The sequence below is a fragment of the Prevotella sp. RM4 genome (genome assembly GCF_000701965.1).
GTDB classification, from domain to species: domain Bacteria; phylum Bacteroidota; class Bacteroidia; order Bacteroidales; family Bacteroidaceae; genus Prevotella; species Prevotella ruminicola.
Genome location: NZ_JNKG01000003.1, coordinates 15,614 through 40,165, shown reverse-complemented (window position 1 = coordinate 40,165; position 24,552 = coordinate 15,614). Strand labels below are relative to the sequence as shown.

Genomic DNA, 24,552 nt, shown 5'->3' with positions numbered 1-24,552 from the left:
TAAAGAGAATGGAACAGATAGTACAGTTAAATAGTAAAGCAAACCTCTCCGAGCATTATGTGCTCGGGGAGTTCACCAGGAGCAAGTATCCTGAGGTGTATAACATTCCTAGTCATGAAGCGATTGCAAACCTAAAGCGATTGTGTGAGTGGTTGGAAGTATTGAGGGATAAAGCCTCACAACCTATTATCATCAACTCTGGTTATCGATCACCGCAGTTAAATCGTAAGGTTGGTGGAGCTCCCACCAGTAATCACTTAACAGGCTGTGCAGTAGATATCCGTACTAATGGTATGGAACAGGCCATAGAATATGCTGCTATATTGATAGCCTATGCTAAAGAAAGTAATCAGGATTACGATGAGCTGCTAATAGAGAAGAACCGTTATGGTGCCGTGTGGTTGCACTTTGCAGTGAGGCCGAAAGATAATCGACGTAAGGTTGCATTTATTATTGTTTGAAACAATAATCCCCGCTCAGTGATGGGCGGGGATTGGTTTGTATAGATGTATATGTAATCCTGATTACATAGTAACCTCGACTACGTGCTTGCCTGCAGAGTAGGGGATAACGGTGCCATCAACAGGCTGGCCATCGAGGGTGATGGCTTTAACTCCCTTCTGGGCGCCGTTTGGATGGATGGTAATCTCGTACTCGGCATCGCGGAACTTACGCTGCACGGTGTAGTCGGTTGCTGTCTGTGGCAGACAGGGATCGATGCGGATACCATCGTAGTCGGGCTTGATACCAAGGATGAACTCTGATACGGTGTACCACATCCAAGCTGCAGTACCTGTGAGCCATGAGTTCTTACCCTCGCCTGGCTTAAAGGCGTCCTTACCGGCTACCATCTGGCAGTTTACGTATGGCTCAACCTTGTGCAGTGTCTGGTATTTCTCCTCGACGTATGAGGGGAGGATCTTAGCGTAGTGGCTCCAGGCATCGTTACCGCGGCCTGCGAGGCACTCGCCGATGATGACCCAAGGATTGTTGTGGCAGAAGATACCAGCATTCTCCTTGTAGCCCTCAGGGTATGATGAGATTTCGCCGTACTCGTAGATATACTTGGTGAAGGCGGGATTGTTAAGCACCATACCGTGCTCGCACTCGAGGTATTTCTTACAAGAGTCGAGACTCTTGGCAACCATACCTTCCTGGGCACCAATCTCGGCCATGGTACACCAGCCCTGGCTCTCGATGAAGATCTTGGCCTCGTCGCACTCGTTGCTACCAATCTTATTGCCATAGAAATCGTAAGCACGCAGATACCACTCGCCATCCCAGCCGTGCTTCTTCACAGCCTCGATCATAGCGTCGATAGCCTTCTGCATGCGCTCGGCCTCCTGGGTCTTACCCAGTTTCTGGCACAGGGCAACGTAATCCTTACCTGTTACAACGAACAGACCGGCAATCATGAGGCTCTCGGCCTTGGTACCCTCGGATACGTTCTCGGTGGTCTGGAAACTCTCGTTTGGATCCCATGAGAAGCAGTTGAGGTTCAAGCAGTCGTTCCAGTCGGCACGGCCGATGAGTGGCAGCATGTGAGGACCGAGGTTGTTGATAACGTGATCCATCGAAATCTTGAGGTGCTCGAAGAGTGTTACCTCAGAGCCTGGCTGATTGTCGAATGGTACCATCTCGTCGAGGATTGAGAAGTCGCCTGTTTCCTTGATGTAAGCCACGGTACCGAAGATGAGCCAGCAGGGATCGTCGTTGAATCCACCGCCGATATCGTTGTTACCGCGCTTGGTGAGGGGCTGATACTGGTGATAGCAGCCACCATCGGGGAACTGGGTTGAGGCAATATCGATGATGCGCTGACGGGCGCGTGATGGAATCTGGTGTACAAAGCCTACGAGGTCCTGGTTAGAATCGCGGAAGCCCATGCCACGGCCGATACCACTCTCGAAGAACGAAGCCGAACGAGAGAAGTTGAAGGTTACCATGCACTGGTACTGGTTCCAGATGTTAACCATGCGGTCGAGCTTATCGTTACCCGTGCGTACATTATATATATTAAGGAGGGCATCCCAGTACTGACAGAGCTCGGCAAAGGCCTGATCAACCTTCTCGGTGGTGTCGAGCTCGGCAATGAGGGCGTGTGCCTTTTCCTTGTTGATGACCTGAGGGGCAGAGAATTTCTTGTCTTGTTCGTTCTCGATGTAACCCAGCAGGAACACAAAATCCTTGCTTTCGCCTGGCTGCAGGGTTACCTCGATGTAATGCGAGGCGATGGGGCTCCAACCGTGGGCGTGGCTGTTGCGAGGCTTGCCCTCGATCACTACCTGGGGATCGGCAAACTCGTTATAGAGGCCTACGAAGGTTTCACGATCGGTATCGAAGCCCTGGATAGGGGTGTTTACATGGTAGAATGCATAATGGTTGCGACGCTCACGGTACTCGGTCTTGTGATAGATGGTGCTACCCTCGATCTCGACTTCGCCAGTAGAGAAGTTGCGCTGGAAATTCTCCATATCGGTAGCGGCATTCCACAGGCACCACTCCTCGAACGAGAACAGTTTGAGGTTCTTAACCTCGTTGCTCTGGTTGGTGAGTGTGAGCTTCTGTACCTCGGCCCATTTTTTGAGGGGAACGAAGAACAGCACGCTGGCCTCGATGCCGTTTTTACGACCAGTGACACGGGTGTAGCTCATACCATGACGGCACTCGTAGAAATCGAGTGGAGTTTTGCAGGGCTTCCAACCTGGGTTCCAAACGGTGTCGCCGTCCTTGATATAAAAGTATCGGCCACCATTGTCCATTGGTACATTGTTGTAACGATAACGAGTGATACGGCGGAACTTGGCATCCTTGTAGAATGAGTAACCACCGGCGGTATTAGAAATTAAAGAGAAAAAGTCCTCGTTGCCCAGATAGTTAATCCAGGGCCAAGGAGTCTGCGGGTCGGTAATCACGTACTCGCGGTGCTGGTCGTCGAAGTGACCGTAGCGTTTCTGTTGTTCCATGATGCGAAAAATATTTTATTAACGATAGTAATCAATAATTGCGGATGCAAAGTTACGAAATTTGCACAAACGTACAATAGTTGGAGCAACTTAGCGCAAGAATTGAGCATAAAAATACCATATATTTTGAAAAAAACTTGTGAGTATTAAAAAAAATTCTTAACTTTGCGCCCTCATTCCAGTGATATTGATTAAAATTTTAGAAAAAAGAAGAAGATTAGGTTGATAATTTTGGTTTGTTAAGTTGAATAGTAATTACTAATATATTTTTTATACTTTTAAATTAAATGAAAAGACTCAGTATGATGTTGGCTGGGCTGTTCCTTAGTGTGGGGATGGCGCTGGCACAAACAACGGTTACTGGTACAGTGGTAAGTTATGAGGATAACGAGCCTATTATTGGTGCCACCATTCAGGTGGTTGGCAATGCAGGCATTGGTACCATTACCGATTATGATGGTAACTTCACACTCGAAGTACCAGAGGGTATGAAAACACTGCGTATTACCTATGTGGGCATGGAGCCCCTGGAGGTGGCAGTAAGCACAAAAACTTTAAAGATTCAGTTAAGAAATGATGTACACACCCTGGACGAGGTAGTGGTTGTGGCCTACGGTACACAGAAGAAGACATCGCTTACCGGATCTATTCAGGAGGTAAAGAGCGATGCCATCGAGCTGCGTCCTACCACTTCGGTAGCATCGGCTCTGGAAGGTTCGGTAACTGGTGTTCAGGTGAACAGCACTGTTGGTGCTCCTGGTGAGGATCCACAGATCCGTATTCGTGGCGTGGGAACCGTCAATGGTTCTTCGTCACCACTCTATATTCTTGATGGCGTGCCTTATAGCGGTAGCATCAGCGACCTGAACCCACAGGACATCGAGTCGATGTCGGTACTGAAGGATGCTGCTTCGGCTGCTTTGTATGGTAACCGTGCCTCTAACGGTGTCATCCTGATTACCACCAAGAAGGGTAAGCAGGGTAAGATGAACATCACCTTCGATGTGAAGCAGGGTACCTATTCACGCGGTATTGCCGAGTACGACCGTCTGGGCGCCCGCGAGTGGATGGAGGCTCAGTGGCTCAACATGAAGAACAACCGCATGGCTGCTGGCGACGATGCTGCTACAGCTGGTGCATACGCCTCGAAGCACCTGATTGCCGACCGACTTCAGCTGAATATCTTCGACAAGGCCGACGAGGCACTCTTTACTGCCGACGGCAAGCTGGTGAGCGACGCCCGCATAAAGGGTACCTATGGCGAGGATCTGGACTGGTATAAGCAGGCCATTGGTCACGGCTATCGTCAGGAGTACAACTTCAACGCCAACGGCGCTACCGAGAAGTCAGACTATCTGGTTTCATTAGGCTATCTCGACGAGCAGGGCTACCTGAAGACCTCTGGTTTCGACCGTCTGTCGGCTCGTCTCTCGGGTAACATCCAGCCAGCTGAGTGGCTCAAGGTGGGTGTTAGTCTTAACGCTACCCACCAGAACTTCAATGCCGGCTATGGTACTGGTAACGCCAATACCAACCCATTCAACTTCTGTCGCAAGATTTCGCCCATTTATCCTGTTCATGCCCACAACCTGACTACAGGTGAGTACTATCTTGACGGTATGGGCAACCTGATGTACGATGGCGGTTCATATATCGATCCCGATGGTCAGGTGGTTCACACCCGCAATCAGTATCCCGATCGTCACATCATCTGGGAGAACCAGTTGAACACCGATAAGATTATCCGCAATACCGTTAACAGTATTGCCTACGCCAATATCATTCTGCCTTACAACTTCACACTCTCGCTGAAGGGTAGTCTGAACCTGAGCAACGACTCAGAGAACAAGTACTACTCGGCTGTGATTGGCGACGGTAAGGCCAACAACGGCCGTTTGCGCCGTACCGATGTTCGCCAGAAGAACTACACCTTCCAGCAGCAGCTGCATTGGCGCCAGGAGTTTGGCGTACATTCTGTCGACGCTCTGCTGGGTCACGAGAGCTACAAGCTCACCCGCAACTACATGGCTTCGGGTAAGGATTCAGAGATTGTGCCCAATCTCACCAATCTGCTCAACTTCACTCAGTTTGCTCAGCTCTACGACTACAACGACAACTACGCCCTCGAGTCATACCTGGGTCGTGTGCGCTATGGCTACGACAGCCGTTACAACATCGAGTTCTCGTTCCGTCGCGATGGTTCGTCGCGCTTTGCCAAGAATGCCCGTTGGGGTAACTTCTGGAGCACAGGTGCCAGCTGGGTCATCTCTAACGAGAAGTTTATGAAGCAGTATGACTGGGTGAACTACCTGAAGTTGCGTGCCGACTATGGTGAGGTAGGTAACGACTCTGGTTCTGGTCTCTATGGCTATATGGCCCTCTATCAGCAGGATGTTCATGCCGGCAAGGGTGCTTACTATATCTCTCAGCTGCCTAACGAGGATTTGAAGTGGGAGACAGGTCAGTCATGGGGTGTTGCCATCGAGGGTCGCCTCTTCAACAAGCTCAACTTCAATGTCGAGTACTTCGACCGTCGCAACAAGGACCTTATCTTCAACGTCTACAACCCACTCTCTGCGGGTGCTACTGATACCACCACACCTCAGTCGGTAACCACCATGAATCTGGGTACCATCTCAAACCACGGTGTCGAGCTTTCGGCCGATATGGACGTGCTGAAGACCAAGAACTGGAAGCTGAACGTTGGCGCCAGCATCACCTTCGAGAAGAACAAGGTGGTGAAGCTGCCCGAGCAGAACCGCGATGGTATCATCGATGGTACCAAGAAGATTGTTGAGGGTATGGACCGCTATCAGTTCTATACCTACACCTGGGAGGGCGTGAACACCAAGAACGGACTCTCGCTCTATAAGTTCAACGGCGATGAGTACTTCTTTACCGATGGCGGCACTACCTACGGTAACCCTGCCGGTGCAGAGATTACCGGTTCGCAGAAGAACGCTGTGGTTGTGATTGATGGCACACCTTACAGCTATCTCACCACCTATGGCAAGCGCGAGTTCCACGGTTCGGCCATGCCTACCGCCTATGGTAGCTTCAACTTCAGCGTGAGCTACAAGGCCTTCTCGCTCTACACCCTGTTCACCTATCAGCTGGGTGGTAAGGTGATGGACAGCAACTATCAGCTGCTGATGAACTCACAGAGCACCCCAACCGCCCTGCATAAGGACGTGCTGAAGGGCTGGACCGCCGAACAGGCTACTGCTACCGATGCTATCGACCGCAACGGTGTGCCTATGCTGAGCGACGTTCCTGTCATCGTGAGTGGTCTTGAGGCCGACCTCAACTCTACCTCTTCACGTTGGCTCACCAGTGCCAGCTATCTCATTCTGAAGAACATCAACCTTAGCTACCAGCTGCCTAAGGAACTGGTGCGCAAGGCTGGTATCGAGAACGTGATGCTCACACTGACCTGCGAAAACCTCTTCACACTGACTGCACGCAAGGGTATGAACCCACAGCAGAACTTTGCTGGCACTCAGAGTGCTACCTTCGTCACACCACGCATCTTCTCTGCAGGGGTGAACATCAAGTTTTAAGAGTGAATAGTTAATAGTTAATAGTGAATAGTTTTATGAAAAAGTATATATATATAGGTATCGCAACGCTGGCACTCAGCGCTTGTAGCAAGGATTTCCTGGATACCGCTCCCGAGTCGGAGATGGGTACTCCCACCGTGCTCAGCACCACCCAGAATGCCGAGATGGCACTCAATGGTATCTGCAAGGCCATGACTACTCAGTATATGAGCAAGCAGGGCTGTAATGGCGAGGGCACCATCCTGAACTGGTATGGCACCTTTACAGGTAACGATGCTCAGAAGAGCAATAACTCTGGTTGGCAGGGTGTGTGGAACTCAACCTACCACCTGCGTCCAACTTCTGATTATACCGTTTATCCTTGGTTCTATTATTACAAGTTGGTGAGCAATGCCAATGCCATCATCAACAATATCGATGCTGCCGAGGGTGAGGAGAACGATAAGAAGTTTATCAAGGCTCAGGCCCTTACTTTCCGTGCTTACTCGTTCTTCCGTCTGGCTCAGCTCTACACCAACCGTTGGAGCGATCATCAGGGTAATACCGATGGTATCGTGCTGCGTGTCGACGAGAGTCTGGGCGAGCAGGCCATCGCTACTCAGGCCGAGACCTATCAGCAGATTTACAACGACCTCGACGAGGCCATTGCACTCTATCAGCAGAGCGATCGCAAGCGCGAGGAGTTCTTCCAGCCCGGTCTCGATGTGGCCTATGCCGTTTATGCCAAGGCAGCTCTCAACCGCGAGGATTGGCAGAATGCTGCCAAGTATGCAGCTCTGGCTCGCGAGGGCCACAAGCTGATGACGGTTGAGCAGTATCAGGACGGTTTCCACACACCTAACAACGAGTGGATATGGGGCGTGTATGAGGATGAACAGCAGAACATCTCTTACTATAGCTTCTTTGCTTACATCGGTGCCAACTCAAGTGCCAGCAACTGCCGCACTTATCCTGTAGCCATCAGCAAGGAGCTCATCGATCAGATTCCTGCCAGCGACGTGCGCCGCTCGCTCTATCTGGTACCAACCGAAGAGGAGTATGCCGAGTGTAATGCAGCTGGTCGTAGCACTGGTATGCTCTACAACCGCGCAAAGGCTGAGTACAAGGATCGCTTGTATTTCGACCAGAGTGGTAAGCTCACCTCGCTCATTTATGCTTACATGCAGTTTAAGTTCTTGGTTGACTTCTATCCTGGTGGTGGTTCGTTCCCCATCATCCGTGCAGCCGAAATGCTCTACACCGAGGCTGAGGCTGATATGCACCTGGGTAAGGAGGCTGAGGCACAGCAGCTGCTATTTGAGGCTGTTAGTCAGTACGACGAGGCTTACACCAAGAGCACCAAGACCGGCGACGACCTGATGACTGAGATTAAGCTGTATCGTCGTTTCGACCTCTTTGCCGAGGGTAACGACTGGTTCGACTACAAGCGTTGGGGACAGCCCATCGTTCGTAAGAACCGCAAGCAGGGGGGTAGCTTTATGGAGGGTGTGTTCGACATCACCATCCAGCCTGAGGAGACCAATGCATGGACATGGGTTATCCCTCAGAAGGAGACTGACTACAACGGGCTTGTTGACTAATGGCGCAAGCTACGGTATAAGCGGTGGTCCAAGCGGCTTGGAAATTAAAGCCACCTGTGACACCATCGATATCGAGAACCTCTCCAGCGAAATAAACGCTGGGGAGGTTTTTGCTTTCTAAGGTATTGGGATTCACACTCGCCAAATCGATGCCACCACAGGTCACAAACTCGTCCTTAAAGGCCGAACGACCTGCTATCTGGTACTGATCGTTGCACAGGGCATTGGTCAGACGGTTCAGCTCCTTCTGGTTCAGATTCTGCCAACGGTTCTGGGCACGTTCGCCAAGGGTCTTGGCTACAAGGTAATCCCACAAACGACTGGGCAATCCAAAGGGACGGATGGTGGCAATCTGTTTTTGCGGATGCTGGGCGATGATGGTGCGCAACTCCTGCTGGATGTCGGGCTCCTTGAGCGAGGTCCAGTTCACAGCCAAAGGCATCTGGTAGTTATGCTCGTGCAAATCGCGAGCGGCATGACTACTGAGCTTCAGAATGGCTGGTCCGCTCATGCCCCAGTGGGTGATGAGCAACGGACCGTTACTGCGGAACTTGGTGCCTGGGATCGAGGCGGTGGCATCTTCTACCACCGTGCCCATCAAGGCACGCAAGGCCTCGTCGGCAATGCTGAAGGTGAACAATGACGGAACGGGTTCGATGGTTGGAACGCCAGCCATCGATGCAGTACCACCACCTGTGGTGATGACCTTGAAATCAAAGTCGTTCAGCTCGTCGAGACTCTCGATTTTATGCTGGATGCATATCTCGATGTTCTTTCGGCGGGCTTCGGCCAAGAAGAGATTAATGATGGTATGCGAATCCTGTGAGGCGGGAAATACGCAGTTGTCGTCCTGGGTGGTAAGCTTTACACCATGACTTTCGAACCACGCATAGGCATCGCGGTAATCGAAGGTTTTAAACAGTCGTTTCAGCAAACGGTGCCCACGTGGATATACCTGTTGCAAATCGCTTACAGCCTCGAACGAGTTGGTGCAGTTACATCTGCCACCACCAGATACCTCGACCTTGGCCAGCACCTTCTTCGATTTCTCAAAAATGGTGATGTCCATATCGGGGCACATTTCCTTGAGGTTAACGGCCAGGAAGAATCCAGCCGCACCTCCACCTACTATCGCAGTCTTCATTTTTACATTCTTACATTTTTACATTTTCTCATTTCTCAATGAGAATGCGAGCGTCAACGGCTACTACGTCGTTCTCGTCGGCCAGGAGCGGGTTAATGTCCATCTCCTTAATTTCTGTGGCGAAACGCAACAGGGTAGATAGGCGCACGATAATCTCGGCAAACTTCTGCTCGTTGATGCCCTTCTGTCCGCGTGTACCTTTTAATATCTTGTAGCCCTTCAGCGAGTGAATCATCGAGTAGGCCTCGCCATAGCTCAATGGGGCCAAACCGCTTGATACATCCTTCAGCACCTCGACAAAGATGCCGCCCAAGCCGCACAGGATAACGTGGCCGAAACGCGTCTCGTACTTGGCACCGATAAACAGCTCGGTACCCTTCATCATCTTCTGTACCATCACGCCTGTGGCATCCTTAATCTTCATCATGCGGTCGAACTCCAACTCTAAGTGCTCGGGGGTGCGGATGTTCAGCGTTACACCACCCACATCGCTCTTGTGGATAGGACCAACTACCTTAGCCACTACGGGGAATCCCACACGTTCGGCAAAGGCACGTAGCTCTTCCTTGCTGGTGCTTACCATCTCGGGAACCTGGGGGATGCCTGCGCACGAGAGGATGTCGCGTACCACCTCGGGCGATACGTATCCATTGTTCTCGATACCCTTAATAATAATGTGTAAGCGGGGCAGGTCGATGCCATAAAGCTGCACCTCGGGTGGTGCAGGGCGTGGGGTGCGCATAATCTGACTGAGTGCTGTGGCCAGCGTCACCTCGTCGCTGAAGTTAACATGACCGCGCTTCAGGAATTCCTCAACCTCGGGACCTGCTGTGTGCAGACTGGGCAGGATGGGGAAGATAGGCTTTTTGCACTCCTTGATTTTCTTGTCGAGCACATCGTAGGCCTCGTACAGATGGGTGAGGCCAGGGGTGCCGTAGATTACGGCGATGGCATCGATATGATCAAACTTGTTTTCGCAATAATCAATCACGGTACCCAACTGCTCGGCAGTACCTGTGGCTAAGAAATCGATAGGGTTGGCTACTGATGAACCTGGGAAGAGCTGTGCTTTCAGTTCGTCGGCCTCAGGACCTTCGATCTTGGGCACGTTCAGTCCGCCTTTCGACAGGGCATCGGTCAGCATCACGCCAGGACCGCCTGCATGGGTTACAATCGCAAAGTTCTTACCCTTCAGTTCGGGCAATGTAAAAATGCAACCCACGGTGGTGAGCTCCTCGCGTGAGAAACAGCGCACGATACCGGCCTTACGGAACAGCGCCTCTACAGCCGAATCGCTCGAAGCAATGGCACCTGTATGCGATGAGGCAGCACGACTGCCACTCTCGCTCGAACCAGCCTTGATAGCTGCAATCCTACAACCCTTACGAATCAGGTTGCTGGCATGATACAACAACTTATCGGGGTTAGAGATATTCTCGATATAAAGCAGTTTTACCTTCGAATCGGTCTCGGGATTAAAGCGCTCGTCCATATATTGCAGCACATCCTCGATACCAATCTGCTTGCCGTTACCAATGCTCCACACACTGTTAAACTGCAAGCCCTTGATAACCGCACTCTCAAGAATAAATACCGCTGTGGCACCCGATCCCGATACGAAATCAACACCCTGTGGATTCAGGTTGGGGATGGGCAGCGTAAACACACTATGGTGGTTGCGGTTCAGCAGTCCGATACAGTTAGGACCAATGAGTGCTGCTCCGAACTTTTTGCACGTATCCAGGATGCGTTGCTCCAGTTCGGCACCCGCCTTCGTCTCTTCGCCAAATCCGGCTGAGATAATCACAAAGGCGCGCACCCCTTTCTCGGCACAAAGATAGTCCACATAATCGGGACAGAACTTGGCAGCCACTACGAGCACGGCCAAATCTGTTTCGGGGATTTCCTTTACATCATGATAGGCTTTGATTCCCTGCACTTCGTCTTCCTTGGGGTTTACGATGTGCAGCGGACCATCGAAACCACCATTCTTAATGTTACGTACTATAGCACCACCGGGCTTATGCACGTTGTTAGAGCCGCCGATAACGACGATGCTCTTCGGATTCAATAATTGTTGGTTAATCATAGGTGCAAAGATAGTGCAAATCGAACAAAATACAAAATAAAAAACGTTATTTTTCTTTGTATTTGGGAAATAAATAGCTACCTTTGCATAGTTAAACCAATTAAAGTGGGCTTTATGAAGAAATTTCTCATCATAACTATAGCTTTGATCATGCCAATGTTCCTATTCGGACAATCCTATTCGGCACTCTGGAAACAGGTTTCAGAGGCCGAAAAGAAAGATCTGCCCAAGACTCAGTACGAGGTGCTGCAGAAGATTGTGAAGAAGGCCGAGAAGGAACAACAATACGGACAGCTGCTCAAAGCCGAGCTTTATGCCGCCCAAACGATGGTGGATATCGCCCCCGATTCGCTGAAACCTGAGGTGAATCGTATTGTGGCACGCTATCAGAAGGCTACCGATAAGGTGCAGCGTTTGGTTTACCAAACGGTGCTTTGGCAGATTGATAACGAGAACTATAGCATTGATTTAGGCATCAAGAAGCCCCAGCTTACCCCCGAGCTGTGCCAGTTGTTGGCCGCAACCAAGGAGCGCTCGTATCAGCCTTTTGTGGTGATGGGTGCCGATGCTTCGGTGTTTGGCAACGATATGCTGAGTGTGATAGGTGCCGAGTTGGGTGAGTATCAGCAGTTGCGCGATTACTATCAGAAGACAGGCAACCAGAAGGCTGTGAGCATTATCGATGCCCATCTGGCTATCGACAGATATAATGCACTGCCTTATAACACCCCCGCTGTGGATCGTATCGCTTTTATCGACGATGCCATTGCCAAGTGGGGGAGATGGCCTGAGATTAACTATCTGCGTAATGCCAAAAAAGAGCTCACCAATCCCCAGTTCCACCTGTCGTATCCCCTCTCTGTGGTTCGTCCCATGCAGGCCCAGCAGGTGATGCTGAATGATTTACGCCATCTGTCGCAACTCACTATGACGGTGTATCCCGTACGTTGCGAAGGTGATATCGAACACTCGCCATCAAGCGAAAAGGGGTGGGCTAAGATCCGCCCGTTGTTAGGAGCCCCTGTGGTTACAGAAACGAAACATTTTGCCGCTCGCCCCGATTACGAGATTTTCGGAGATAGTATGACGCTGAAGGGTCTGCCTATAGGCATGTACCTGGTGGAGTTTAAAAGCAATCCCGCTACCGAGGTAATCCGTACGTTGTATCATGTCACCAACGTCTTTACGATTGCCGAGGCCCAGCCCGATGGCAAAATACGTTACGAGGTGGTGAATGCTACGACTGGTCAACCCATTGCCGATGCGCATCTGCGTATCAAGGAACGTCCATATTCGGTATTTGCCTATACCGATACCGACAAGGCGGGTGCAGTGCTGTATGGTAATGGTAGTTATGAATTCTACGGGGCTGTTCGCATGGTGAATCAGACCGCTATTTTTACCGATCGCAGCATTTATCGTCCAGGTCAGACGGTACATGCTTCGGCATTGGTGTATCAGGTGGAGAAGGGCATCAAACAAACCGTTCGTGCCCATCAGACTTTAAAATTTGTGCTGCGCGATGCCAACCATAAGGTGGTGGCCGAGAAGCAGACCGAGAGCGATGCCTATGGTGTGGGTGCAGTAGATTTTACCCTACCTGCCAAGGGACTTACAGGCTTGTTTACCATCCAGGTTGAGAATGCCTCGCGGCTCATTCGTGTTGAGGAGTACAAGCGTCCCACATTCCATGTGGATTTTGCAGAATATAAGGATGCCTATAAGGCTGGCGATGTGCTTGATATCAAAGGTATAGCACTCAGCTATGCGGGTGTGCCTGTTCAGGATGCCAAGGTAGCGTATAAGGTATTGCGCCGTACCGCCCTTTGGTGGTGGTCGTACAATCGCTACTACGACGAGGGTGCTCTGGGCTACAGCAATCACGGTACCGAGATTTGTTCGGGCGAAGCTACCACCGATGCCGATGGTAACTTTGTGATAAAAATGCCACTGGAGATGCCCGAAACCAAGTACACCATGTTCTACAACTTTGTATTGCAGGCCGATGTAACTGATATGGCTGGCGAAACGCACCAGGGACAGTTCACGTTGCCTTTGGGCAATCGTCCTACCGCACTCAGCATCGATCTCGACGAAAAAGTGCTGGTTGAAGATAACCCCCAAGCCACATTCCATCTGCGCAATGCCGCAGGTAAGGATATCGATGCCGAAGTACGTTATCGCATTGACGGTGGCGAGTGGCAGATGGCCAGAACAAATCAGCAGATAGCATTGGCTAAGTTGGCTTCTGGTAAGCATCGTGTAGAGGTTGCGTATGAGGATCAGACCATCGATCGAACCTTCGTGGTATTCTCGCTCGATGATGAGAAACCTGCTACTGATACAGATGATTGGTTCTATCAGTCGGCCACCCAGTTCCCTAACGATGGCACGCCTGTTACCATCCAGGTGGGTAGCTCGGATCAGAATGTGCATATCTTCTATAGTATCTTCTCGGGCTTTAAGCTGATAGAGCAGGGTAGTGTGGATAAGAGTAACGAGCTGATAAATCGCAAGTTTACCTATCAGGATGAGTACGAAAACGGCTTGCTGCTTACCTTTGCTTGGGTAAAGAACGGCAAGTGTTACACCCATACCGCCCAGATTCAGCGCCCCATGCCTGATAAGAAGCTCACCTTAGAGTGGGCAACCTTCCGCGATCGTCTGACACCAGGACAGAAGGAAGAGTGGACACTGATCATCAAGGATTGTGAAGGCAACCCTGTTGACGCTAACTTGATGGCTACACTCTACGATCAGAGTCTGGATCAGTTGGCTAAGCATAAGTGGAATTTCCGTCCTTATCAGTGGATAGCAATGCCTTCGGTAAATTGGCAGTATGTTTTGCCCCGTAGCTTTGGCCGATTTGCATCGCTTGATTGTGAGGACTTTAGCTATGCTGGGATAGGCTTCAGCTTGTTTGATCACAATGTTTATCCCCAGGCATTCTATCGCCACTCGTTCCGCGGTGTTAAGACTTTGAGTCGTGGCCATGTGGGTGATGATATGATATTAGAAGTGGCCGAAGCCGCTCCTATGGCTGCCGATATGAAGATGATGAAGCAGAGCACCGATTCGGGGATCGCTTATGCCGCTAATGGTGCCGAAGAGGCTGCTAATGAAGAGCAGACTGCAGCATCAGATGTGCAAGTTCGAGAAAATCTGAATGAAACCGCTTTCTTCTATCCCCAACTTACTACCGATGCCAATGGTCGCGTGGCTATCAAGTTTACTTTGCCAGAGAGTTTGACTACCTGGCAGATGTTAGGCTTTGCGCACACGCGCGATTTACATTATGGTAACATTGCGGGTGAGGCTGTGGCTAAGAAGGATGTGATGATACAGCCTAACGTGCCTCGCTTTATCCGCGAGGGCGATAAGGCCACCATCTCTGCCCGTATCTTTAGCGAGAAACAGGCACAAGGCAAGGTAACCCTGCAGCTCATCAATGCCGAGACTAACGCCATCGTGTACGAAAAGTCGCAGCAAGTATCGCTCGCCGCAGGTTCTACAACCCCCGTCGAGTTTGAATGGTCAATGGTCCATGGTCCGCTCGGCTTTGCCGCTTGGCACGTCCAAGAATGTTCAATGTTGATCGTCAAAATGGCGATCAGCGGTAACGGCTATTCTGATGGTGAGCAGCACTATCTGCCTGTACTCCCAGCTACCGAGCGAGTTACTGTTTCGATGCCTATCACCCAGCACCAGCCTGGTACTGCTACCATCGATTTGAACAAGTTGGTTCCTGCTGATGCCAAGAATACCAAACTTACTTTCGAATATACTAACAATCCTGTTTGGCTCATGGTGCAGGCCCTGCCAGCAGTAGGCTCGCCCAGCGACGATAACGCCATCTCACTGGCCGCCTCGTTCTATGCCAACGGACTGGGACGATATATCATCAATCAGAATCCACAGATCAAGAACGTGTTCGCCCAGTGGCAGCAGGAAGAAAACTCTCAACTCTCAACTCTCAACTCTCAACTAGAGAAGAATGAGGATTTGAAGAATCTTGTTCTGAACGAAACCCCTTGGGTGCTGGATGCCGACAACGAGACTGAGCAGAAGCATCGCTTGGTTGACTTCTTCGACGAGAACCTGATGAATAACCGTCTCTCTACCACCGTCGAGAAGTTGCAGAAACTGCAGAACGCTGAGGGTGCGTGGACCTGGTTCCCTGGTATGCCAAGCTCGTTCTATACCACTGTTGCCGTGAGCGAAATGCTGGTACGCCTGAATGCCCTCACCCAGAAGCAGAGTGCTACCAGCACCATGCTGAATAAGGCCTTTGGCTATATGGGCAACGAGATAAAAGACCTGGTAAAGGAACTGAAGAAAGCCGAGAAGAAGGGCGAGGTTTACTTCCCAAGTTATAAGGCCCTGCAGTGGTTGTATCTGGTAACCCTTGATGATCGCCAGTTGCCAGCCGATGTTCAGCAGGCCAACAGCTATCTCATCGAGCTACTTAAAAAAAATATCAAGCGTCAGAGCATTTACGATAAGGCTCTTGCAGCAGTCATCTTTGCCAAGGTTGACGCCAAACGTGCTCAGGAATATGCCCAGTCGCTCAAGGAGTACACCGTTTACCGCGAGGATATGGGACGCTACTACGATACGCCACGTGCAGGTTACTCTTGGTTTGATTATAAGATTCCAACCCAGAGTATCGCCATCGAGGCCCTGCAGCAGTTAACTCCTGATGATGTGCAGACTATCGATGAGATGCAACGCTGGTTGCTGCAGCAAAAGCGCACCCAGGCTTGGGATACACCTATCAACAGCGTGAATGCCGTTTATGCCTTCCTGAAAGGTCAGGAGAGCCGTTTGGCACAAAGCTCAAACATGCCTGCTGTCCGTATCGATGCCCGCACCGTTGCGCTGCCCAAGGCAACAGCAGCTATCGGCTATGTAAAGACCGAATTGCCAAAGGGTAAGCAACTCACCATCCGCAAAACTACCGATGGAACCTCATGGGGTGCCGTTTATGCCCAGTATTTCCAGCCCGCCAAGCAGGTTGAGAATAGCGGCAGTGGTCTCACCATCAAGCGCGAGATCTTGAAAAATAATTGTCAATTGTCAACTGTCAATTATCAATTCACGGTCGGAGACCGTATCCGCGTCCGCCTTACCATCACTGCCGATCGCGATTACGATTTTGTGCAGGTGGTTGATAAGCGTGCGGCTTGTATGGAGCCCGTTAAGCCGTTGAGTGGTTATCATGCGGGTGCTTATGTCACACCTCGCGATAATGCCACATGCTACTTCTTCGGCATGCTGTCGAAGGGTACCCATGTGATCGAAACCGAGTATTATATCGATCGAGCCGGAACCTACGAAACAGGTACCGCCACCGTAGAGTGTGCCTATGCACCCGAGTTCCGCGCCGTTACTCACTCGGAAACATTAAAGATTAAACATTAAATATTATAATATTGATGAAGAAATTAACAGTAATACTACTCTCAATTCTCGCTTCTCAGCTTTCGCCTCTCCAGGTGAATGCACAGCGTCTTACCGTAAAAACAACCACCATCGATGTGGGTGCTACGGGCTACGAACAGCCTGTTACAGCCACCTTCGAGATGCGTAACAAGGGTTTGCGCCGATTGGTTATTCAGAGTGTGAAACCCGATTGTGGTTGCACCAAAATAGAATATCCCAAAGAGGTGGGTATTGGCGAGCGATTCACTATTAAGATGACTTACGATGCCCGTATGTTAGGTCACTTCCAGAAGATGTGTCTGGTAAAGAGCAATGCTTCAAAAAAGCCGTTCTACCTTACCATGACGGGTGTGGTTAAGAGCGATTTCAGAGATTACTCGGGTGAGTATCCTATCGAGATGGGCGACCTGCTGTTGGATAAGGCCGTGCTTGAGTTCGATGATGTGAACAAGGGCGATGTGCCTGAGCAGGAGATTCACATCCTGAATAACGGAAAGAAGGCCATGCGTCCTAACCTGATGCACCTGCCTCCTTATCTCACCGCTATCACCAGTCCCGATCATCTGTTGCCTGGTCGTGCGGCTACCATCAGCGTGAAGTTGCTCTCAGAGAAACTGCGCGATTATGGTTTGACCAAGACCACTCTTTATATGGCTCATAACCCAGGCGATAAGGTTCGTCAGGATTTCGCCATCGATGTGGCTACCGTATTGTTGCCCGATATGAAGCAGTTCGAGAAAGAGAATAAGGAGTTGGCACCACAGTTGCAGATGTCGGCTACCGATGTGGATTTTACCGACTTTGGCGGCAAAACCAAGAAAACGGCTACTGTTACGTTGCAGAATACAGGTGTTTCGCCCTTGAAGATTACCTCGCTCCAGCTCTTTACGGCTGGCTTGAAGGTTACCCTCTCGAAGAGTGAGATTGCCCCAGGTCAGAGTGCTAACTTAAAGATTACGGGTATTGCCGAAGAGCTCCAGAAGCTTCGTACACGTCCCCGTATCCTGATGATTACCAACGATCCCGACCACGCCAAAGTGGTGGTCAACATCAAGTTGCAGTAAAAAGAATGTTCAATCTTCAATGTTCAATGTCATATGGAACATCCCGAAAATAGCTCAGAATATGCAGGCTTGCAGGTAAACAGTGGGGTAGAGCAGCCCTCTATCGTTAACCCCTACCTCAAGCGTGGTCGTTTCCGTCGTCACGAACTCTCTGTTGGCGAGATGGTAGAAGGCATCCTTAAGGGCGATGTCACCATCCTCTCGCAGGCTGTTACGCTGATTGAGAGTGTGAATCCCGACCATCAGGCCCGTGCTCAGGAGGTGATCAACAAGTGCTTGCCTTATAGTGGCAATTCCATCCGCATTGGTATCAGTGGTGTACCAGGCGCAGGTAAAAGTACCTCGATCGACGAGTTCGGTATGCACGTACTCAAGGAGAAGGGTGGAAAGCTGGCAGTGCTGGCCATCGACCCTAGTAGCGAGCGCACCAAGGGCTCGATTCTGGGCGATAAAACACGTATGGAGAAGCTGGCACAACATCCGTCGTCGTTCATACGTCCTAGTCCATCAGCTGGCTCGTTGGGAGGTGTGGCCCGCAAGACTCGCGAGACGATTATTCTGTGCGAAGCCGCTGGTTTCGATAAGATATTTGTTGAGACCGTGGGTGTTGGTCAGAGCGAAACAGCCTGTCACTCGATGGTAGATTTCTTCTTGCTCATTCAGGTGGCTGGTACAGGCGATGAACTGCAGGGTATTAAGCGTGGAATTATGGAGATAAGCGATGGCATTGTGATTAACAAGTGCGATGGCGATAATGTGGACCGTTGCCAGATGGCGGCTACCAATTTCCGTAATGCCCTCCACTTCTTCCCAATGCCAGATAGTGGTTGGAGTCCAAAGGTGCTTTGCTACAGTGGATTCTACGGTACAGGCGTAAAAGAGATATTCGACATGATTTACGAGTATATGGATTTTGTAAAGGCCAACGGCTATTTTGCCTATCGTCGCAATGAGCAGGCTAAATACTGGATGTACGAGAGTATTAACGAGCATCTGCGACTCAACTTCTACAACAATCCCGCCATCCAGGCTCAGTTGGGCACCGCCGAAACTGCTGTTCTCGCTGGTCAGAAAACATCGTTCGTAGCTGCTCAGGATCTTCTCGACGAATATTTCTCTTTGCTCAAAAAATAATGTTTAATGTTTAATATTTAATCATTCATGATTATCGAAATAGATAACGGCAGTGGTTTCTGCTTCGGAGTTACCACCGCTATCAAGAAAGCCGAAGAAGAGCTCGCTCAGGGCGAAACACTCTATTGTTTAGGTGATATTGTACACAACGGTATGGAGTGCGAACGCCTGCGCGAGATGGGACTCATTACCATTAATCACGACCAGATGCGCGAACTGCACAACGCGAAAGTGCTGCTGCGTGCCCATGGCGAGCCCCCCGAAACCTACGAACTGGCCCGTAAAAACAATATTGAGATTATCGATGCTACCTGCCCTGTGGTGCTGAAACTGCAGAAGCGTATCAAGGAGCAGTACGAAACCTCGCCCAATCTTCCCGAAGGTGAGGAGGCACAGATTGTGATTTTTGGTAAGAAAGGTCATGCCGAAGTGCTTGGTCTGGTGGGTCAGACTCATAGTAGTGCGATTGTGATTGAGAGTAGCGACGAGGTAACCAAACTCGACTTTACCCGCGATATCTACCTGTATTCGCAGACCACGAAATCGCTCGACGAGTTCCGTCGCATCATCGATTATATCCAGACGCACATCTCGCCCAACGCCACGTTTAAGAGCTTCGATACCATCTGTCGTTCGGTAGCTAACCGCATGCCCAATATCTCGCAGTTTGCCACCAAGCACGATTTGGTGCTCTTTGTGTGTGGACGTAAGAGTTCGAATGGTAAGGTGCTCTACAACGAGTGCCTGCGTGTAAATCCCAATACCCATCTGATTGAGGATCCACAGGAGATTGAGCCCGAGTGGTTGAAAGGTATCGAGAGTGTAGGTATTTGTGGTGCCACCAGCACGCCCCGTTGGTTGATGGAGCAGTGCCGCGATGCCATTCAGAATATGCAGCAATGATACAGGTAAGTGTGTCTTCCGAAATATCCAGCGTGTGCCCCAATTTTGTGGGGGCATGCGTTGAGGCTCAGGTGGTAAATACGCCTTATAGCGACCGTTTGTGGCAGGCTATCCACGAGGTTGAGGCACGTTTGCGCCAAGAGCTTACTACCGAAAGCGTAAAGTCGTTGCCATCTATCGCCGCCACACGTGCGGTATATAAGTTATGTGGCAAGGATCCCTCACGCTATCGTCCTGCCTCTGAGCAGCTTATCCGTCGAATGCTGCAGGGAAAGGAGCTTTACCAGATTGATACGTTGGTAGATCTGGTAAACCTGGCTTCGATTGCCTATGGTTACAGCATTGGTGGATTTGATGCCGATAAGTTTGTGGGGCCCGAACTGGTGCTAGGTGTTGGTAAAGAGGGTGAGCCCTACGAGGGTATCGGTCGCGGTCCGTTAAACATTTCCGGACTGCCCGTTTATCGAGATGCACAGGGTGGGGTAGGCACCCCTACCAGCGACCATGAGCGCACCAAAATGACGCTCGGGACTACCCATCTCGTTGTGCTCATCAACGGCTACGATGGTAACGAAGAACGTGTTCGTGCCAATGCCGAATACATTCAGAAACTCCTTATCGACTACGCCCAGAGTGATGGCGGTACCATCACACTGTACAAATAATTCAGGCACGAATTGCGCGAATTAACACGAAATTAAAAAATCGTGAAATTCGTGTAATTCGTGCCTAATACTAAAGCTTAAAATTTTTGATTGCACCTTTCTGTGTAAAACTGCAGGAAGTCGGTCCATTTATAGTACGGGTATGTAGCTGTAGGAACGGGTAGGGTAGCCTCACGACCGTTCATCAGGCACTTTACCAGTACATCAGCCTGGTTGTTGCGATAGAAAACAAGTTGGATGTTGCTGGCCTTGCAGGTTTCCCAACTCTGGTAGCAGTTCTTTACCTCGTTCGGGTCCTCTGGGTCGCGATCGGCACCATTGATACCCATCAGTACTGTTAATGGACCAATGCACGTATCGTGTCCGAATCGCAAATCGGCTACACGGTCGCTGGTGCCATCAATCGCTGCTTGGGCCTTTTTCATGATGTCCTGCAGGATAGGAATCATCTGGTACTGCGAACTGTACACCCATGAGAAAACACCCAGGTTGTCGTTTTCCCACTCGGCAGCATACTCCTCGTCGGTCAGAATTCCCTCCATCATACCCTCGTGGTTAATGCTGGGTAGCGATGTGTACAGGTTTATCAGGTTGCTCACGTTATGGTGCATGCGACCAGGCAGTCCTTCGGTGCTTACAAACATACGCTTCACGATGTTGTCGCGTAGCACGTTAATGCCCTTAAACAGGTCGCGATGCTGCTCGTAGCGGGGCTTCAGGTCTTTGGGGTAGTTATGCTTCACGGGGTTCTGTCCATCGGTAGGCACCACACCATCCAATGTGAAACGCGACGACTGCTCGCGAATCTCCAGCTTAGGATTGCACTGCACCAACTCCTGGCAGAAGGCCGACATACTGATGACACAACGACCTACCAGCGATGAGATGGCCAGCACGTTACCACCCTTCTCGAACACCTCGGGGAAGTTGTTGTACATGATACGTGCGATGCCCTGATGCTGTTGCCAGCCTAAGTCGGTCAACTCGGTCACACCTGTCATCAACTCCTGCTTGGCGGCCATGAATTTGGTGCGGAACGCCTCGCCTGTAGCTGTCAGCAACTGCTTGTCGTGAGCCACCGTCAGCAAAGTGTCGAGCTCCTTGTAGAGCGAGGTGCTCCAGTAGTAGCGCGACCCATGACGCGCATAATGGCTGATGTAGAAAGGTTTGTAGCCCTTAGGTGCCTTGGTGAGTGTTGGTGTTTCGAGCAGATACGGATAATCCGTACCGTACGATTTACGTGGGTCGGCTTTCAGTTGGTCTAAAGCTGGTACCTGCTGCCCCCATGACAGGAGCGGAAGTAGCGCAAAGGCTACCGAAAAGATGATTTTTTTCATATGCTGGTGACTTTATTAATCGCTATAGGTTGCATGTCGTGATAATATTTTAGTTATTTCGCCCGCAAAAGTACAATTTCTTGCCGAAATTACCAAATTTTTTCATAAAAATATGGCATTAGCATATTTCTTGGCATTTTTGCTCCCACACGTGGGAAATAATTTTTCCACACGAGAGCGCTATTTTTTATGCTTGTAAAGGTTATACTGTATACGATTTGTGTAACGAATAATGTAAAATATTATGAACCACCTTTGAATTTGTGCGGATACAGAAATACAGAATACAGTTTTGTTGTGAGCATTGTCAATCCAAAAATTCAGTAATTCAGAATTCAGTTTTCTCATGAGCACGAAGATGACTCAGATATCAGATATCAGTTTATTTGGCTAAGCATTTGTAACTTTAAATATATTCTATTAGAATATTATATATTATTATATATATTATAATATATATAATAATATATAATATTTATAAGATAGATAATTAGAGAGTGAAGCGATAGTTGTATTAGCTCACAAGAAAACTGATATCTGATATCTGAGTCACACACAGATTATCCCTCTCCAAATAAACTGTATTCTGTATTCTGTATCCACTGATGTCTCTTTATCAGTGGATATATAGCTCCCTATAAAACTGAATTACTGAATTCTGAATTTTCTCGCTCAGTTTAGATAAGTTGGTGGTATGGTGTTGCTAATAAAAAAACGAAAAAATTTGTTTTTTCGCTTACTTATTCGTACCTTTGCAGCACAATTTTAATTATGGGAAAAGGAAAGTTAGCTAAATTTGCGGACATGGAAACGTACGAGAACGTGTTCCAGTATCCGTTTTCGGTGATTGAGAATGTGCCATTCGAGATGAAGGGGCACTGGCACGAGCAGTACTTCCACAATAATAACCCGATAGTGCTGGAACTTGGTTGCGGCAAGGGAGAATACACAGTGGAACTGGCCAAACTGTATCCCGACATGAACTTTATTGGCGTGGATATCAAAGGTGCACGTATGTGGACTGGTGCTACACAGGCCCTGAACGAGGGACTGAAGAATGTGGCTTTTCTGCGTACGAATATTGAAATAATTGAACGTTTTTTTGCTGAGGACGAGGTGCAGGAAATCTGGCTCACATTCAGCGATCCGCAGATGAAGAATCCTCGTAAGCGATTGACATCCACCTATTTTATGAACCGCTATCGTAAATTTCTGGTGGATGGCGGCGTGATACACCTGAAGACGGATTCGAACTTCCTCTTTACTTATAGTACCTATATGGTAGAGAAGAATGTGCTGCCCGTAATTTTCCGTACAGAGGATTTGTATCACGATGAGCGTATCGACGAGGGGACGAAGAAGATTCTGGCTATTCAGACTTATTATGAGGGCATGTGGATTGCCCGCGGACTGAATATTAAATATATGAAGTGGAATCTGCCTCGCAACGGCGAGCTGGTTGAACCTGAGGTGGAGATTGAACTGGACGACTATCGCTCGTATCACAGATCAAAAAGAAGTTCATTAGATAAGGCGAAATAATGGAAAATGTAATATACCCCAAGATGGTGATGGATGCCTTGGCTACGGTAACGTATGCAGGCACCAAGAAGAATGTGGTGGAGAGTGGTATGGTGGCTGATACACCTGCTGTGGCTGCTCCACAGAAGGATGGTGAGAACTGGAAAGTAAAGGTGGTGCTGGAGTTCCCGCGCGATACCGATCCTTTCCTGAAATCAACTGTAAAAGCTGCCGAGGCGGCTATCAAATACCACTGCGGCAAGGAGGTGGAGGTAGAGATTGAAACAGAATTCAAGTCGAAACCACGTCCAGAGGTGGGCGAGATGCTGCCTGGCGTTAAGAATATTATTGCCGTTAGCTCGGGTAAGGGTGGTGTAGGTAAAAGCACCGTATCGGCTAACCTGGCTATCGCTTTGGCCCGTTTGGGTTACAAGGTGGGATTGCTTGATACCGATATCTTCGGTCCGTCAATGCCTAAGATGTTTAATGTTGAGGATGAACAGCCTTACGCTGTAAAGAAAGACGGTCGCGATTTGATTTGTCCTATCGAGAAGTACGGTGTTAAACTGCTGTCGATTGGTTTCTTTGTATCGCCAAACACTGCTACTCTGTGGCGTGGCGGTATGGCTACAAGTGCGCTGAAGCAGCTGATTGCTGATGCCGATTGGGGCGAACTCGACTATTTTATCCTGGATACACCTCCAGGCACCAGCGATATCCATCTTACATTGCTGCAAACACTGCCTATTACAGGCGCTGTGATTGTGTCAACCCCACAGCAGGTGGCTTTGGCTGATGCACGTAAGGGTATCGATATGTACCGCAACGAGAAGGTGAACGTGCCCATTCTCGGTTTGATTGAGAATATGGCCTGGTTTACACCCGCAGAGCTGCCCGAGAACAAGTATTATATATTTGGTAAGGAGGGTTGCAAGCAGTTGGCCGAGGAGATGCAGGTACCTTTGCTGGCACAGATACCACTGGTACAGAGCATCTGCGACAATGGTGATGCTGGAACCCCAGCTGCATTGAGCAGCGACACATCTACTGGATTGGCATTTATCAATCTGGCGCAATCGGTTGTTACGGTTGTGAATCGCCGCAACAAAGAAAAACCTGCAACGAAGATTGTTGGAATGAAATAAAA

Annotated in this window: 14 protein-coding genes; 10 read left to right on the top strand and 4 right to left on the bottom strand. The window is 49.7% G+C overall.

Annotated elements, in window-relative coordinates; genetic code table 11:
* The first annotated feature begins 8 nt into the window (after positions 1-8).
* Positions 9-461, top strand: coding sequence for a YcbK family protein (locus T499_RS0101045; protein WP_033149430.1), 453 nt, complete (start codon positions 9-11; stop codon positions 459-461).
* A gap of 63 nt (positions 462-524) precedes the next feature.
* Here the strand turns inward: T499_RS0101045 and T499_RS0101040 are convergent, their stop codons facing one another.
* On the bottom strand, positions 525-2,966 hold the full coding sequence (locus T499_RS0101040; protein WP_033149429.1) for a glycoside hydrolase family 94 protein: 2,442 nt from the start codon (positions 2,964-2,966) through the stop codon (positions 525-527).
* 287 nt (positions 2,967-3,253) lie between these two features.
* Here T499_RS0101040 and T499_RS0101035 point away from each other — a divergent pair, with 287 nt between their 5' ends.
* Positions 3,254-6,526, top strand: coding sequence for a SusC/RagA family TonB-linked outer membrane protein (locus tag T499_RS0101035; protein WP_033149428.1), 3,273 nt, complete (start codon positions 3,254-3,256; stop codon positions 6,524-6,526).
* 35 nt (positions 6,527-6,561) lie between these two features.
* The gene (locus T499_RS0101030) at positions 6,562-8,106 is read left to right on the top strand and encodes a RagB/SusD family nutrient uptake outer membrane protein (protein WP_033149427.1); all 1,545 of its coding nucleotides are present in this window, start codon (positions 6,562-6,564) and stop codon (positions 8,104-8,106) included.
* On the opposite strand, the gene T499_RS0101025 is transcribed toward T499_RS0101030, so the two are convergent.
* On the bottom strand, positions 8,063-9,250 hold the full coding sequence (locus tag T499_RS0101025; protein ID WP_033149426.1) for an aminoacetone oxidase family FAD-binding enzyme: 1,188 nt from the start codon (positions 9,248-9,250) through the stop codon (positions 8,063-8,065). The genes T499_RS0101030 and T499_RS0101025 overlap by 44 nt on opposite strands.
* Before the next feature lie 28 nt (positions 9,251-9,278).
* Positions 9,279-11,339: an acetate--CoA ligase family protein gene (locus T499_RS0101020; RefSeq protein WP_033149425.1), complete on the bottom strand. Its 2,061-nt coding sequence runs from the start codon at positions 11,337-11,339 to the stop codon at positions 9,279-9,281.
* Between the two features lie 114 nt (positions 11,340-11,453).
* Between T499_RS0101020 and T499_RS0101015 the strand changes: the two genes are divergently transcribed.
* Genes T499_RS0101015 through T499_RS0100995 form a run of 5 tightly spaced genes read left to right on the top strand, consistent with a single transcriptional unit; the run spans position 11,454 to position 20,547 of the window.
* Positions 11,454-16,760, top strand: coding sequence for an alpha-2-macroglobulin family protein (locus T499_RS0101015; RefSeq protein WP_033149424.1), 5,307 nt, complete (start codon positions 11,454-11,456; stop codon positions 16,758-16,760).
* Positions 16,761-16,774: 14 nt separating this feature from the next.
* A complete protein-coding gene (locus T499_RS0101010) occupies positions 16,775-17,845 on the top strand; it encodes a DUF1573 domain-containing protein (protein ID WP_013065746.1) in 1,071 nt (356 codons plus the stop codon).
* Between the two features lie 33 nt (positions 17,846-17,878).
* Positions 17,879-18,979 carry a methylmalonyl Co-A mutase-associated GTPase MeaB gene (meaB, locus tag T499_RS0101005; RefSeq protein WP_033149423.1) on the top strand — a complete coding sequence of 367 codons (1,101 nt, stop codon included), beginning with the start codon at positions 17,879-17,881 and terminating at the stop codon, positions 18,977-18,979.
* 27 nt (positions 18,980-19,006) lie between these two features.
* A complete protein-coding gene (locus T499_RS0101000; protein ID WP_013063493.1) occupies positions 19,007-19,882 on the top strand; it encodes a 4-hydroxy-3-methylbut-2-enyl diphosphate reductase in 876 nt (291 codons plus the stop codon).
* On the top strand, positions 19,882-20,547 hold the full coding sequence (locus T499_RS0100995) for a B3/B4 domain-containing protein (RefSeq protein ID WP_033149445.1): 666 nt from the start codon (positions 19,882-19,884) through the stop codon (positions 20,545-20,547). Before T499_RS0101000 ends, T499_RS0100995 begins: the two co-directional genes overlap by 1 nt.
* A gap of 77 nt (positions 20,548-20,624) precedes the next feature.
* Here T499_RS0100995 and T499_RS0100990 read toward each other — a convergent pair whose 3' ends face one another.
* The gene (locus tag T499_RS0100990; RefSeq protein ID WP_033149422.1) at positions 20,625-21,884 is read right to left on the bottom strand and encodes a hypothetical protein; all 1,260 of its coding nucleotides are present in this window, start codon (positions 21,882-21,884) and stop codon (positions 20,625-20,627) included.
* A gap of 771 nt (positions 21,885-22,655) precedes the next feature.
* On the opposite strand from T499_RS0100990, the gene trmB reads away from it, so the two are divergent.
* Both trmB and T499_RS0100980 read left to right on the top strand, forming a co-directional pair.
* Positions 22,656-23,426: a tRNA (guanosine(46)-N7)-methyltransferase TrmB gene (gene trmB / locus T499_RS0100985; protein ID WP_033149421.1), complete on the top strand. Its 771-nt coding sequence runs from the start codon at positions 22,656-22,658 to the stop codon at positions 23,424-23,426.
* Positions 23,426-24,550, top strand: a complete 1,125-nt coding sequence (locus T499_RS0100980; RefSeq protein WP_033149420.1) for an Mrp/NBP35 family ATP-binding protein — start codon at positions 23,426-23,428, stop codon at positions 24,548-24,550. The genes trmB and T499_RS0100980 overlap by 1 nt, the downstream gene beginning before the upstream one ends.
* The last annotated feature ends 2 nt before the right edge of the window (positions 24,551-24,552 follow it).